Consider the following 15,094-nt stretch of genomic DNA (forward strand, 5'->3'; position numbering starts at 1 on the left):
TTACTCTCTATACCTCTTTGGCTCTTTGCCTTTTCTCTATGCCTCTTTGCCTTTTACAGTATCTTGCAAACCGTATGAAATACTTCTCCCACCTGAACACGGCGGTGCAGTTGCTGCAACAGTACGACGGCAGTGTACCGTTCGGGAGTTTTATAAAATCTTTTTTCAGCCAGTATAAAAAGTTCGGTTCCCGGGACCGGAAGAATATTGCACATCTCTGTTATGCCTTTTTCCGCCTGGGCAAAGCCCTGCCCCAACTGCCGCTGGAACAGCGGATCCTGACCGGACTCTTTTTCTGCAGTCCAGAACCCAATGAGCTCCTGCAGCACCTGAAACCGGCGTGGAATGAACAGGCGCACGGATCCTTACCGCAAAAATTCCAACTAATAAACGACACACTGGCCCCGGTTACCATACAGGAGGTATTTCCCTGGACCAATGAACTGAGCGCCGGTATGGACCAAACCGCCTTTAACGCTTCCTTCTTCACCCAGCCTGATCTTTTCCTCCGCCTGCGCCCCGGTAAGGAAGCAGCCGTAAAAAGCAAACTGCACGAGGCAGCTATTCCCTTCCGCGTTTTGAACAGTTCCTGCCTTGCCCTGCCCAATGCGTCGAAAATAGATACGATCATCGAAACCGATCGCGAAGCCGTGATCCAGGATTACAGTTCCCAGCGGATCGGCGAATTGATGGAACTTATTCGGAGCTCAACGGGCCAGAGCGCCAAAACACTGAAGCTATGGGACGCCTGTGCAGCCAGCGGCGGCAAATCTATCCTTGCCAGCGATATTTTTAACCGCATCGACCTCACGGTTTCTGATCTTAGGAAATCGATTCTTATTAATCTGGAAAAACGGTTTGCGGCCGCAGGCATTAGGAACTACCATTCTTTTACTGGTGATCTATCTGCTGCCCCGATCGATCATCCGTCAACATTCGACATTATCATCACCGATGTACCCTGCACCGGTGCAGGCACCTGGAGCCGCACCCCGGAACAATTATATTATTTCGATCATGTACAGGTCGACCGCTACAGCGCCCTGCAAAAAAAGATAGTGCAACATGCCCTTGCCGCATTAAGACCAGGCGGCTTTCTGTTGTATTGTACCTGCTCAGTATTCAAAAAAGAAAATGAAGAAGTGGTGCAGTTCATCCAGGACCGGCATTCGCTGCAATTGCTGCAGACAAACTTATTTACCGGTTACGATCAAAAAGCCGATACCCTCTTTGGCGCGCTGTTTCAAAAAAGCTAAGCTTTATTTCTTCAACACCTTGCGGCTGTAGATCCGCTTGTTATTATTGTACAGAATGATCTCATAAATGCCGGGGCTCCAGCCCGGGGCCATTACCGTTGTACTGTAATAACCCGCCGGCTTGGCGATCTTTCTGGCATAAACGATGCGGCCGCGCATATCGCTTATCTGAATGCCCATATTATCGATGGCCTCCGGTGTATTCACTACTACCTGCAGTTGTTGGTCGAAGGGACTGGGCATTGTCATTAATGTATTATCCGGGAAACAGACAGTATGAATGGCTTGCTGTAAACTGGCTATTTCAAAAACAGTATCTGTAGAGCGCATAGCCTGCAGTATGCGGTAATGAACAGGTCCGCCGGCAGCTTTTAACGTATCCCTGTATTCATAACTATTTGCTTTAAACGATGGTGAGACGGACGCTAACTGGCCAATGGTGGAGAAACCGGTCTCCCCTGGCAATTTCCGTTGTATGGTATACAGGCTGCTGGTATCATCCTTGCTTCTCCAGTTTACCGATACAATACAATTATTAAAAGCGGTGCTGGCCGTTGCGTATTGTTTGGTAAGCAGCGCAACCGCTTTTTTCATATTCGGTAAACCATAACCATACCGGAAATCGGGATTGGCCGATTGACTGGCGCTCTGTTGCAGCGCATCCATGATCTGCATATTGCTGAACTCAGGGAATACCTGCCATAGGCAGGCACTGAGGCCGGCCATATTCGGGCAGGCATAGGAAGTGCCGGTACCGGTCTCCGGTTCCCAGTTGAGGGGATTGGCTACCCATGCATTCACGCCCACGGCCACCACATTCGGTTTTAATAAACCGGCGCCGTTTGGTCCCAGGCAACTGGTATTGCCAATAATGCCATTGATATCAACGGAGCCAACAGTCAGTACATGTTCGGCATCTGCCGGAACACCCACATATTTCAACTCATTGGAATAATGGCCGCTGTTACCGGCCGCCACTACGACCAGGATCCCTTTTTTCGCTGCAAGATCAGCACCCAGCGATATCATGGCCGTTTTACCATTACGTTCCGCATAGGAGTAATCGAAGATCGGGTTCTCAAATACGTTATATCCCAATGAACAGGAGATCATATCAACACCCGCGCTGTCGGCAAATTCAGCTGCTGCCAGCCAGTTCTGTTCTTCCACCGGATATTCGGTGTCAACGTCTTCTGTACGCAACAACCAATAGCTGGCGTGGGGTGCGGTTCCTATCATTATGCCCGGCCGGTTAGCTGCCAGCAGGGAAAAAACATTGGCGCCGTGAAAATAGTCTTCATCCACACTGGTTTCGTTCTTTACGAAATCCCAGGTACCTAATACCCTCCCCTGTAACCGAACACTGTCGAATGCCGGGTTGCTGAGGTAATTCAGGAAACCGGCATCCAGCACCGCTATGGTCATACCGCGGCCGGTAAAACCCATTTGATGCAGCCAGTCGCCATGATGAACACGGATCTGATCATACATTTTACCATAAGCCAATGCCGTAACGCCTGTCTGGCCCGTCAATTCCCTTGCCGGCGCCGGAGCTGCTGCTTTAGTGGCCAGGGTTCCCGAGAGGCCATTATGACCGGTGTTTTTTCTTGGCGCAATGCCGTTCGTTTTCTTTACAAATGGAAATGCGTTGATCCTCGCAAGCGCATTGGCATCCGTGGTCGTGATCAATACCTGGTTCAACCATTTTGAGACGTTTATTATAGCAACATTCGGAATGCTGCGGATGCTGTCGAGATAAGCGGCGCTCAGCGGCAGGTCGGTTGAATCGTAACTTATATTGTACCTCAACCTGCGGGCCATTGCTTTTGATGAGAGAAAGGCCGAGGGGTTAGCCAATGTATAGGCAGATCCTTTTTTATCGGTAAACTGTACAATGTAACGGGAGAATTGAGCTTGCGTAAAACCGGTACCTGCGATCAGCAATACCAGCAGCGTAGCTAATTTTTTCATGGCGGTTATTGTTAATGGTAGATAGCCTTCAGTGTAACCGGCACGCGATTAATTATGATCCATGATGGTCATTGTTACGCCAAATCCGGTCAGGTAACCCGAAACGGTTGTAGGTGGCTGGTATTCCCAAACGGCCACTTCTTTATATACGAGGCCGATATTTTTTGCATATTTCTCCACCCAGTATGTTTTGGAAGCGGATACGCCAGGCTCCAGGGGCAGATTGGTTGAATCGGCGATCTGCACAACGGTAATGGTGCTGTCGTATGTTTTATTGTTCAACGTCAATGAAGCGCCTACATCGTGGTAGGTATAATCCCAGGTGCGGATATCCTGGTCATTACTGAAATCATACACGCCTTCATACGGATTATCTGGCAAATAGCCATTACCCCGCCAGCTAACGCCGTCTTTTACCGGTATTACCAGTTTCACATACCTGAAATTGGACTCATTCATTTCAATATTCTGCGCGGAAGGGATCACATGGTATGTGAGCAGTGGTTTCCAGTCGTTATCGTTGGTGCTGTTAAAGTCGCGCAGGTAGCGAACGATGCGCCAGCCGGCACGGCCCAGATTATCTGTCAGCTGTCCTTCCACGATATCTTTTGCCTGGTAGCTGACAATGGTATCTCTTTGATCATGATCTACAAAGCGGAGTGAATCGTAGCGGTATAAAATATATTTACCCGTTTGCAGGTTCAGATAATCTGTAACCGCATCGGAACTGATATTATCTGTTTTCTTTTCACATCCGCTTAACTGGATAGCTAATAGAACGACACCGGCAGTTATAACAGTAAATAAATATTTCTTCATACAACAGTTTGTAAAACAGCTACTTTGTTACAGGACAACCATGGAGGTGTTTAAGTTGCAGCCCAAAACTAAAAAAACCATCCGCCGTGTGGCGAATGGTTGTAACGTTGATCAGTAATTATTTATTGCCTGAAAATCAGGCTAATTGTCCCCGTTGGATCACGCCGCCGCCGATCACATCATCGCCTTCATAAAACACCGCGCTCTGGCCGGGCGCAATGCCTTTGGCGTAATGCGAGAACTGTACCTGCACGCCTTTTTCATGGTTGTACAGGCTGGCCAACGCGCCTTTATCTTTATACCGGATCTTGGTGATCGCTTCCATGCCATCGCTTATGCCATCGTACTTGATCCAGTTGATCTTACTAACCAGCATATCCTGGCGGTTCAGGTCATCTTCCTCTCCCAGCATCACCGTATTGGTTTCGGGAATGATATTGGTAACATACACCGGTTTGCCAAAAGTGATATCCAGGCCTTTGCGCTGGCCAATGGTATAGAAGGGATAGCCTTTATGTTTGCCCAACACTTTACCGGTCTTATCTACAAAATTGCCGCCCAGGACTTTTTCTTCCAGTCCATCAACCCTTCGCTTCAAAAAGCCCCGGTAATCATTATCGGGCACAAAGCAAATTTCATAGCTCTCGCTCTTCTTCGCCAATTCTGGGTAACCATAATCGAGCGCCATCTGGCGGATGGCCGTTTTATGATAAGTACCCAGCGGCAACAGCGTGCGGCTCAGCAGGTCTTGCTGCAGGCCCCATAATACATAACTCTGGTCTTTGGTCTCATCTACCCCTTTGCTGATATAATACCTGCCATTCTCATGCTGGTGCACATTGGCGTAGTGACCAGTGGCAATATAGTCGCAGCCCAATGCATCGGCCCGCTTTAAGAGGGCGCGCCATTTAATATGCGTATTGCACATTACACAGGGATTGGGTGTACGCCCTGCCAGGTATTCATCTACAAAATTCTCGATCACAAAATCGCCGAACTCATCGCGGATATCCAGGATATAGTGCGGAAACCCGTGCTGCACAGCAGCCATGCGGGCATCGTTGAAAGAATCGATATTACAACAGCCGGTTTCCTTTTTGCCGCCGCCACTGGTGGCATAATCCCATGTTTTCATGGTAATGCCCACCACCTCATAACCCTGATCGTTGAGCATCAGGGCGGTAACGGTACTGTCGATACCGCCACTCATTGCCACCAAAACTTTTCCTTTACGGCTCATATCATAAAAAAATTAAGCTTGCAAATATACGATTAATGGCTCAAAGGGAGGAACCAGGGCCGACGGGCTGCCGGTTATCCGGTTTCCCAACCGGCCAACAGGGCTAATAACAGCAAAGGGCTCAAATAGTTGAAAGGCGAAGCCATTAGATCCCCAAAATCGCAAAACCCCGAAATTCTTGTCTTATCTTCCATCCTAACTTCTATCACCAAACTTTAGAGTCATTATGAGAAAACATGATGCCTGCACCCGGATCTGGATGATGGTGGCTTGTATAATATTTTCAATACATACCGCCCCTGCGCAGGACCTTGCTTATTATCTTCCCGACAGCATTACCTACAATACAGCCATTCCCAAACCCAGGGATATCATTTACCATGAGCCCGGCGAATGGCATGTGACCCATGACCGCCTGGTGAATTATATGTACGCGGTAGCAGCGGCCGCTCCTGAGCGTATCAAACTGGAGCGGATGGGCTTTACCTATGAGAACCGGCCGCAAGTGCTGCTGATCATTACTTCGCCGCAAAATCACCAGCGGCTCGAAGCCATCCGCGAACAACATCTTCAGCTAAGCGATCCCCAACGGTCGGCCGGCCTCAATATCGACAATATGCCCATCGTCGTGTATATTGGTCATTCCATCCATGGCAATGAATCGAGCGGGGCCAACGCCGCCCTGGTAAGCGCCTATTACCTGGCAGCCGCACAGGGCAAACAGATCGATGCGCTTTTGCAAAAAACCGTCATTCTTTTCGACCCTTCCTTTAATCCGGATGGTTTACAACGCTTCTCCACCTGGGTGAACCAGCACAAAAGCAAGAACCTGGTAACCGATCCCAATAGCCGCGAGTTCAATGAAGTATGGCCCGGTGGCCGTTTCAACCATTACTGGTTCGACCTGAACCGCGACTGGCTGCCATTGGTGCATGTGGAAAGCCGCAACAGGCTGGAATGGTTTCATAAATGGAAACCAAATATTTTGACCGACCATCATGAACAGGGCAGCAATGCCACTTTCTTCTTCCAACCAGGGGTACCCTCGCGCGTAAATCCATTGACCCCGGCCGGCAACCAGGAACTTACTGGTAAACTCGGTGCATTTCATGCAGCCTTCCTCGACCGCATCGGCTCCCTGTATTTTACCAAAGAGAACTATGATGATTTTTATTACGGTAAAGGTTCCACCTACCCCGATATAAATGGCGCCATCGGCATCCTCTTCGAACAGGCTTCCTCGCGGGGGCATGCCCAGGAAACAGAACATGGTACCCTGCGTTTTCCGTTCACGATCAAAAATCAGTTCACCACTACCCTTTCTACCCTCGAAGGCGCCAACGTTTTACGCAAAGAATTCCTTAGCTACCAGCGCGATTTTTATAAGAACGCCCTCGCCGAAGCCGCCACCACTCCCATAAAAGCCTATGTTTTCGGCAGTGGCCGCGACCGCAGTAAAACGGCTTTGTTCGTTGATATGTTAAGACGCCAGCAGATCGACGTATATGAACTGAATACCGCTTTACAGGCAGATGGTACTGCTTTCGAAAAAGGAAATGCCTTTGTGGTGCCCGCCCATCAGGCGCAATACCGCGTGATCAGGGCCATCTTCGATAAAACACTCAATTATAAAGACAGCCTGTTTTACGACATTACCGCCTGGACCTTACCCCTCGCCTTTGGATTACCCTATGCTGAATTAAATGCGGGCCGTTACAATAACTCGCTGTTGGGTACGAAAGTCGACAAAGCCATACAACCCACCGGAAGCGTTGTGGGTGATAAAAGCAGCTATGGATACCTGTTTGAATGGGATGAATATTATGCGCCCCGCGCCTTGTATGCATTACAGCAGGCAGGTATTATGACGCGGGCAGCATCTGCTCCTTTCGACATAGCGGTTCATGATGGCAGGCGCAGATTCAATTACGGCGCTATTTTTATTCCGGTAACAACACAAACGATGGATGCCGGTAAAATATACCAGCAGGTAAAAACAGCAGCAGAACAAAACGGTATTACAATCTATTCCCTCCATACCGGCAGCGCGAGCAGCGGCAGCGACCTGGGCAGCCACCGAATGCGGCCGGTAGCACAACCTTCCATCGCTTTGCTCACCGGTACCGGTGTGAATGCTACCGATGCCGGCGAGATCTGGTTCCTGCTCGACCAGCATTTTAATATTCCGGCTACCCAGCTCGAAGTGCCGGTCTTTAACCGGATCGATCTCACCCGCTACAATACCCTCATCATGGTTGGCGGCACGTATAATAACCTCGACAAAGAAAAGCTCCGTAACTGGATCCAGGCCGGCGGTACTTTCATCGTTACTGAAGAAGCGGTTCAATGGGCCGCACAAAACGGACTGACCACGGTAAGCTTTAAAAAGGCAAAAGAAGACAGCGCGAAACAAATCCCTTATATAGAACGTGAATACCGGCTTGGCGCACAAAGAATGAATGGCGCCATCTTCAGGGCCATCACCGATCTAAGCCATCCGCTTGCTTACGGCTACAACCAGCCGTATATCGATCTGTTCAAAGCCAATGCTGTTTACCCCGAACGGAATAAAAATCCCTATTCAAATCCGCTCGTGTATGGCGATAAACCTTTGCAAAGTGGTTTTGTAACAAAGGAAAACTATAATGCCATAAAGAATTCAGCGGCTGTTCTGGTGAACACGCTGGGTTATGGCCGCGTGATCTCCATTGCCGACAATCCGAATTTCAGGGCGTTCTGGCTGGGCGGAACCAAATTGTTCTTAAACTCGATCTTCTTCGGAAGACTGATTGAGCCAGGATCTGCACGCAACGAATAACCAATGAGCTAATTTGCTAATTTGCTAATGTGCTAATGGTCAATATTGTAATTACTACGCATTTGCAGTGCTGTTAATAATTGAGCTTGCATTTAATTAGCACATCAGCAAATCAGCACATTAGCATATTATTCTTTAATTTGCCCCACAAAACAATATTTAAGTACGACGCTAAATTTATTAAGTATGATCAAGTTACAAGTAATCGGCAACCTGGGTAAAGATTGTGTTACCAACAATGTGAATGGGAAAACGGTAATGAATTTTACGGTAGCGCACACAGAAAGGTTTCGTGATGCCCAGGGTAACCAGAAAGACAAGACCATTTGGGTGGATTGTGCTTACTGGAGCGACCGGACCGGCATTGCGCCTTACCTGCGCAAAGGCACCCAGGTATACGTAGAAGGAAACCCCGAAATAAGAACATTTACCAAACAAGATGGAACATATGGCGCTTCACTTACCCTGCGCGTTGTGTCAATACAATTATTGGGTGGCCGTCCTGAAGGCGGCAGCGGTGGGGGAGACTATAGCGGCGGCGCCAGTCAGTATTCAGCGCCCACGCAAAGAAGCAGTGCCCCAACATCATCATCTGGCAGCGGTGGCTTTAATGAGCCTGTAGATGATCTGCCATTTTAGTCAATGTGCCAATGTGCTGATTTGCTAATGTGCTATGAAATGCAGTTCCGATAGTGAAGAATAATAATTAGAATAAGCCGGTAACATCGTAATGAAGTTGCCGGCTTTTTTGTGCATTGTCAATTCACGATCTTATGGGCATGCGGGCGATCATGAACCTGCAGAAGACAATAAGAAAGCTGCGAGCCCGCAATACGGGTAACCGGCAACTGGTAACCGGTAACTGGTAACCGGCAACCGGCAAAAGGTAACCGGTAACTGGTAACCGGCAACCGGGAACTGGTAACCGGTAACTGGTAACCGGCAACCGGGAACTGGTAACCGGCAACTGGTAACAGTGAACTTAGAACTTTGAACTATTAACTTTGAACTTGTTCTCAAACTCCTTCACCAGTCTTTCAATCTCAAACCTGCTCACCGGCTTCCGCTGATCATCGATATCAATCACATACAAATACCCCCTGTTGCCAGTGGTAGCACTAAAAGCGCTCACCAGGTTGAACTGATCACTTACCAGCAGGCGGCCATTCGATGTATTCCATAATTCCTTGGCGCACAAACAACCCATCGTAGGCGTTAGCGGATACCAGGGTTTGTTCCTGAAATACTCCGGGTCGATGGTAGTGCCGTGCGCGATGATGGAATTGCGGCCGATCTTACCGGCATAAAATGCTTCTGTAAGGGAACTGAAATTCCGCAGCGCGGGCGGCAGCAATTGCAAATAAGACCATAACGCATCAAAGTTGGGCGTATACACCACACTGTCGCCGGCATGAAAGTAACTTGTCCATTTTCTTTCATAAGGCATTACCAGCTGCAGGTTTGGCGTAGGGCCAATTAGTTTATTATACGTGACCGCAGTGCCCTGAATGCTGTATACACCCTGTGGCGTATTGCCATCGGGAATAAAATAGGGCATGCCCGAAGCAGCACGCGCCAGTTGCTCAATCATCATCAGGCGGCCATCGGCATGACGCATAAAACTGCCATCGGCATTTTGTACAATGGCCAGTCCGGCATAATCGCGATTATGGCGTTGAAAGGAATAAATGACCTTCTTCTTTACTACCTGTTGATAGCGGAACAATTCCACCAGGTCGTTCACGGCAGGCGCTTTATAGTGGGTATAGCTATTCAGGTATTTATCCAATTCGAACAGCACCGGAATATGGCCGTAATTAGGGAATTGCTCCCTGATCCTTTTTCGAATCGTGGCGGTATTGGCGGTTGATGAATCGTATCGCAGGCTATACACCGCTGCCATGGCAAACAGAAAGGGATTGGATTCCTTCGCCAGTAACAATTGAATGCTTTGAATGTATTGATGTGGATACATGCCATACACGGCTTCAAGCATGGCCCGTTTGGTATCATATTGCAGCGCATCGTAGTGAACAAATAACTGGGTAATGCCCTGTTGGGTGGTATCATTGTCGAGCATGAACTGAACAATGGCCCGGCAGGCAGCTTCATACTTATCTTCGGTATTACTGTCGAGTGGCGCTAAAAACGCCTTGCCCACTACATTCTCGTGCAGGTCTTTTAATAATAGTTGCCGCTTTTTATATAGCACAAAATCGCTATAAATATCTTCCCGGCGCGGCTGCGCTTCTGTATCATATTGTAAAAAAACAAGTAAACAAAGAAGTACGGCCTTAACCTTCATAGTTGTAAATATACTTTACCGGCTGAAAAAAAATCTTTAATTATCTGTAACTTCAGTCACCTTTTCGCAGCATCGATCTTATTGGCGGGTACTCAGCAAGAAACGTGCAGTTATTAATTTATTCAGTATAAGCAAAGAAAATTGTTTGTGGTTTGGTTTTTGCGAAAACAGCCAAACACTAAACGCACGATCTGCCGAACTGCTGAATCCCGCCTGCAACCGGCAAAGGACTGAACAAGCCATGATACATGTAGCCGGCAACCGGTAGGTCCCAAATAACCCGAAACCTGAAATTGTAATGGATCGATTCATGAACCTCATCAACTTGTCAACTAATCAACCTTAACTCTATGTCAAAAAGAGATTACGCATCTACCCGCCGCAGATTCTTAAAGCAGTTAACAGCTTCCGCTGCGATGCTGTCTGCCAGTCCCTTTGCCTCCATCGCCAAAGCCAATGAAGAAACACTGGAAGAACGCATCATCCGGTATGAAAAGCGCATCAGTGCCAATGACGCCATTCGCATAGGCATTATTGGCACAGGCATTATGGGGCACCAGGATCTTCAGACAGCCCTCAAAGTACCGGGCGTTGAACTGGCCGGCGCCTGCGACCTGTATACCGGCCGGCTCGAGCGGATGAAGGAATTACATGGCAGCTCTTTATTCACCACTCAGGATTACCGCGAATTATTAAATAAAAAAGACATTGATGCCGTGATCATTGCCACCAGCGATCACTGGCATGCTCGGATAGCCACCGAAGCATTTCGCAAGAATAAACACGTGTATTGCGAAAAGCCGATGGTGCATAAGATCTGGGAAGGCCTGCCATTGATCGGCGCGCAGCGACTGAGTAAAAAAGTGATGCAGGTGGGCAGCCAGCGGGTAAGCAGTATTGCCTATATCAAAGCAAAAGAATTATATAAAGCCGGCGAAATCGGTGCGCTTAATTGTGTAGAAGCCACCTACGACCGGCAAAGCGCGATCGGCGCCTGGGAATATACCATGCCCACGGATGCCAGTCCGCAAACAGTGGACTGGCGGCGCTACCTGAACGGAATGCCCCAGATGGCCTTCGACCCCAAAAAGTTTTTCTGGTGGCGCAATTACAAAGCTTTCGGCACTGGTATGGCCGGCGATCTGTTCGTACATCTGCTGTCAGGCGTGCATATGATCACCGATAGCAATGGCCCTACCCGCATTGTATCGAGCGGACAACTATCTTATTGGAAAGATGGCCGCGATGTACCGGATGTAATGACGGCCATTATGGATTATCCGCAAACAAAGGCGCATCCTGCTTTTCAACTCATGTTACGGGTGAACTTCATCAGCGGTGGCGGTAATAAGAGTATGATCCGCCTCTATGGTACGGAAGGGATGATCGAGCTGGAAGGCAATGGCTTTACGGTAACGCACAGTATGTTACCGAAGGCGCCGGGCATCGGCGGTTATGATGCCCTGAACACTTATCCTACCAGCATGCAGGAGGAACTGAAAAAACAATACAATGAGCGCTGGACGAAAGAAGATCATAAACGTCCGGAAAAGGCGCCGGTAAAATATAAGGTGCATGATGGCTATAGCGATCACCTCGATCATTTCACGAATTTCTTCGACGCTATTCGCAATGGCACGATGGCCAATGAAGGACCTGAATTTGCTTTCCGGGCCGCAGCGCCCTGCCTGGCCGCCAATGACAGCTATTACCAGAAAAGGGTCATTCACTGGGACCCCGTGAATATGAAACTAAAAGCATGATGTGCTGATCGGCTAGTGACTAATTTGCTGATTTGCTAATGTGCTGATTTGCTAATGGAATACGCCTGCAGGAACTGGTAACTGAACGATCCATTTGCAACAGAAAAGGACTTTCTTTGCACCATGGCTGAAAAAATATACTCGTACCAACAGTTATTCAATTTTACCAACCTGGTATTTCAACAGATCGGCTGTCCGCCTGAACAGGCCGAACTCGCCACCGAAGTTTTATTGAGCGCCGACTTGCGCGGCATTGATTCCCATGGCGTTGCCCGCCTCAGCGGTTATGTTCGCCTCTGGGAAGCCAAAAGGGTGAATGCCAAACCGGTGATCAGGATCATTCATGAAACACCTTCTACCGCCGTAGTGGATGGGGATAGTGGATTAGGGCTCGTAGTGGCGCCCTTTGCCATGCAGGTAGCCATCGAGAAGGCCAAAAATGTAGGCACCGGCTGGGTCAGTGTACAGAACAGTAATCACTTTGGGATTGCCGGCTATCACGCCATGATGGCCCTCGAATATGACATGATCGGCCTGGCCATGACCAATGCCAGTCCACTGGTGGCGCCCACTTTTTCAACCGAACGCCTGCTGGGCACCAATCCCATTTGCGTAAGCATCCCGGCCGGTGAAGAGCCTGCTTTTGTGGCCGACCTGGCCACCACCACTGCCGCCAATGGCAAACTGGAGATCCTGCAACGGAAGAACCTGGAAGCCCCGCTGGGCTGGATCCAGGATAAAGAAGGTAAGGCGAGCACCAACGCCCACGAGCTGAAAACCGGCGGCGCGCTGCTGCCGCTGGGCGGCGACCGGGAGCATGGCAGCCATAAGGGATATGCGCTGGGTGCCGTGGTCGATATCTTTTCAGCCGTACTCAGCGGCGCCAATTACGGGCCCTGGGTTCCTCCCTTTCCGGCTTATGTGCCCATGCCCACCGGCATGCCGGGTAAAGGCATCGGTCATTTCTTTGGCGCCATGCGCGTGGATGCATTCCGCCCCGCCAGTGATTTCAAAGAACATATGGACAAATGGATCAGGCGTTTCCGCAGTGCCAAACCGGTGAAAGGCGAAGAAAAAGTACTGATCCCCGGTGATCCCGAGCGCGAGATGGAAGCGGTTCGTTTCAAAGAAGGCATTCCGTTGCTGGAGGCGGTAGCAAATGATCTTAATGCGCTGGGAGAACGGTTTGGTGTTAAGTTATAAACCAATTGTTACAAGGTGCAGGTTGCAGGTTACAGGAAAAATCAATACGGCAGGTAGCCATGTAACCTTGAACTTATAAGGCGCAACGCTGAAGTGGTAACCGGAAACCAGCAACTGGTAACTGTTTGCACCTTATCTTTGCAGCCCTAAATAAATATTCCCAAATGAAAATCATGAAGTTTGGTGGTACCTCGGTAGGCAAACCCGATCGGATGCACCAGGTAGCGCAACTGATAACGAAAGACGACAGCGAGCCACGTATTGTAGTGCTGAGCGCATTAAGCGGCACCACCAATGCACTGGTAGCTATTGGCGAAGCCATGGCAGCTGGCAACCGTGACCAGGCCAAAGAACTGATCGACAAGTTGGAAGCCCATTACCAGTCTTTTATCAAGGAACTGGTGAAGACCGATAAGGCATATGCCAAGGCCAAGAGCATCGTATCTGAGCATTTCGAATTCCTCAACATCATATTGAAGATCTCATTCAGCGAAGCGCTTAGCAAGGATATCCTGGCGCAGGGTGAGTTGCTTTCTACCAAATTATTCAGCGTTTACCTCGACGAAAAAGGCATAGATCATATGCTGTTGCCGGCGCTGGAGTTCATGACCATCGATGCCCAGGATGAACCGCAGCTGAGCACGATCAAAGTAAAGCTGGGCCGCATTTTGCAGGAAAACAGCAAGAAGAAATTATTCATTACACAAGGTTATATCTGCCGTAACGCCCGCGGTGAAGTGGATAACCTGAAACGCGGTGGCAGCGATTATACCGCATCGCTGATAGCTGCAGCGGTGAACGGTTCTGTTTGTGAGATCTGGACCGATATCGACGGTATGCACAACAACGATCCGCGTATCGTTAAGAAAACAGTTCCTATTGAACAGCTGAGCTTTGAAGAAGCAGCCGAGCTCGCTTATTTCGGCGCTAAAATATTACACCCAACCTGCATCTGGCCTGCCCAGCAACAAAAGGTTCCGGTAAAATTACTGAACACCATGCAGCCTGAAGCGATAGGTACTACCATTACGCAGGAAGCAGGTTCCGTTGGCGTGAAAGCTGTAGCCGCCAAAGACGGTATTATTGTTGTCAATATCAAGAGCAGCCGCATGCTGTTGGCGTATGGCTTTCTCAGAAAGATCTTTGAAGTGTTTGAAAAATACCGCACCTCTATCGATATGATCACTACTTCTGAAGTAGCAGTATCGGTAACGATCGATCATGGCGGTAACTTAACCTCTATCGTAAAAGAGCTGGAACCATTCGGCACCATTACTACGGAAGACAATCACACCATCATTTCTGTAGTGGGTAATGAAATTGCACAGACCCAGGACATCCTGAGCAAGTTATTCGAAGCATTGAAACCCATACCGGTTCGCATGGTAAGTTATGGTGGCAGCAAACACAACGTATCGATGCTCGTTCCTTCTTCGTACAAAACCCAAACCCTGCAATTGTTGAATAAGGGCTTGTTTGGTTTGGAGTAGCGAGCAGTAAATAGTGAGTGGCTGCTAGGGTTCGCCGATAGTGAACGCGTAATAAAAAGCCGGTAATCTCGAAAGATAGTACCGGCTTTTTATTTCTTGAAAAGTCTCCTTATTTAACTTGCGCGAAGCGCACCCCAGGTCTTGTTAATTATCGGAACTGTATTCCATTATCACATTATCAAATTATCACATTGCGCCAAGCGCACCCCCAATCCCCTTGATTATCGGA

The 15,094-nt window shown here is 48.8% G+C and carries 10 protein-coding genes; 6 read left to right on the forward strand and 4 right to left on the reverse strand.

From position 1 onward, the window contains the following. The first annotated feature begins 74 nt into the window (after positions 1–74). Entirely contained in the window at positions 75–1,256 is a 1,182-nt protein-coding gene (locus JT717_RS24430) for an RsmB/NOP family class I SAM-dependent RNA methyltransferase (protein WP_205513669.1), read from the forward strand. A 3-nt stretch (positions 1,257–1,259) separates the two neighbouring features. On the opposite strand, the gene JT717_RS24435 is transcribed toward JT717_RS24430, so the two are convergent. The 3 genes from JT717_RS24435 to mnmA form a co-directional block, all read right to left on the reverse strand. Next, on the reverse strand, positions 1,260–3,227 hold the full coding sequence (locus JT717_RS24435) for a S8 family peptidase (RefSeq protein ID WP_205513670.1): 1,968 nt from the start codon (positions 3,225–3,227) through the stop codon (positions 1,260–1,262). 48 nt (positions 3,228–3,275) lie between these two features. Further along, positions 3,276–4,046 (reverse strand): hypothetical protein, encoded by a 771-nt coding sequence (locus JT717_RS24440; protein WP_205513671.1) that lies wholly within the window; start codon positions 4,044–4,046, stop codon positions 3,276–3,278. 136 nt (positions 4,047–4,182) lie between these two features. Next, complete coding sequence (mnmA, locus tag JT717_RS24445) at positions 4,183–5,286, reverse strand: tRNA 2-thiouridine(34) synthase MnmA (RefSeq protein ID WP_205513672.1); 1,104 nt, start codon at positions 5,284–5,286, stop codon at positions 4,183–4,185. Between the two features lie 226 nt (positions 5,287–5,512). On the opposite strand from mnmA, the gene JT717_RS24450 reads away from it, so the two are divergent. Beyond that, positions 5,513–8,104, forward strand: a complete 2,592-nt coding sequence (locus JT717_RS24450; RefSeq protein ID WP_205513673.1) for a M14 family metallopeptidase — start codon at positions 5,513–5,515, stop codon at positions 8,102–8,104. Between the two features lie 186 nt (positions 8,105–8,290). Next, entirely contained in the window at positions 8,291–8,743 is a 453-nt protein-coding gene (locus tag JT717_RS24455) for a single-stranded DNA-binding protein (protein WP_205513674.1), read from the forward strand. A gap of 343 nt (positions 8,744–9,086) precedes the next feature. Here JT717_RS24455 and JT717_RS24460 read toward each other — a convergent pair whose 3' ends face one another. Further along, complete coding sequence (locus tag JT717_RS24460) at positions 9,087–10,409, reverse strand: hypothetical protein (protein WP_205513675.1); 1,323 nt, start codon at positions 10,407–10,409, stop codon at positions 9,087–9,089. 350 nt (positions 10,410–10,759) lie between these two features. On the opposite strand from JT717_RS24460, the gene JT717_RS24465 reads away from it, so the two are divergent. From JT717_RS24465 to JT717_RS24475, 3 genes are all read left to right on the forward strand, one after another. Beyond that, positions 10,760–12,172, forward strand: a complete 1,413-nt coding sequence (locus JT717_RS24465; protein ID WP_240348400.1) for a Gfo/Idh/MocA family protein — start codon at positions 10,760–10,762, stop codon at positions 12,170–12,172. Between the two features lie 123 nt (positions 12,173–12,295). Next, on the forward strand, positions 12,296–13,375 hold the full coding sequence (locus JT717_RS24470) for an Ldh family oxidoreductase (protein WP_205513676.1): 1,080 nt from the start codon (positions 12,296–12,298) through the stop codon (positions 13,373–13,375). Positions 13,376–13,539: 164 nt separating this feature from the next. After that, the gene (locus JT717_RS24475; protein WP_205513677.1) at positions 13,540–14,865 is read left to right on the forward strand and encodes an aspartate kinase; all 1,326 of its coding nucleotides are present in this window, start codon (positions 13,540–13,542) and stop codon (positions 14,863–14,865) included. Positions 14,866–15,094: the final 229 nt, after the last annotated feature.

It is taken from the genome of Longitalea arenae (assembly GCF_016924755.1).
Lineage (GTDB): Bacteria > Bacteroidota > Bacteroidia > Chitinophagales > Chitinophagaceae > Niastella > Niastella arenae.

What these genes read in the sequence shown, in the direction of transcription:
- JT717_RS24430 (WP_205513669.1), top strand. Translation starts at nt 75, where the DNA reads ATGAAATACTTCTCCCACCTGAACACGGCGGTGCAGTTGCTGCAACAG.
- JT717_RS24435 (WP_205513670.1), bottom strand. Translation starts at nt 3,227, where the DNA reads ATGAAAAAATTAGCTACGCTGCTGGTATTGCTGATCGCAGGTACCGGT.
- JT717_RS24440 (WP_205513671.1), bottom strand. Translation starts at nt 4,046, where the DNA reads ATGAAGAAATATTTATTTACTGTTATAACTGCCGGTGTCGTTCTATTA.
- mnmA (WP_205513672.1), bottom strand. Translation starts at nt 5,286, where the DNA reads ATGAGCCGTAAAGGAAAAGTTTTGGTGGCAATGAGTGGCGGTATCGAC.
- JT717_RS24450 (WP_205513673.1), top strand. Translation starts at nt 5,513, where the DNA reads ATGAGAAAACATGATGCCTGCACCCGGATCTGGATGATGGTGGCTTGT.
- JT717_RS24455 (WP_205513674.1), top strand. Translation starts at nt 8,291, where the DNA reads ATGATCAAGTTACAAGTAATCGGCAACCTGGGTAAAGATTGTGTTACC.
- JT717_RS24460 (WP_205513675.1), bottom strand. Translation starts at nt 10,409, where the DNA reads ATGAAGGTTAAGGCCGTACTTCTTTGTTTACTTGTTTTTTTACAATAT.
- JT717_RS24465 (WP_240348400.1), top strand. Translation starts at nt 10,760, where the DNA reads ATGTCAAAAAGAGATTACGCATCTACCCGCCGCAGATTCTTAAAGCAG.
- JT717_RS24470 (WP_205513676.1), top strand. Translation starts at nt 12,296, where the DNA reads ATGGCTGAAAAAATATACTCGTACCAACAGTTATTCAATTTTACCAAC.
- JT717_RS24475 (WP_205513677.1), top strand. Translation starts at nt 13,540, where the DNA reads ATGAAAATCATGAAGTTTGGTGGTACCTCGGTAGGCAAACCCGATCGG.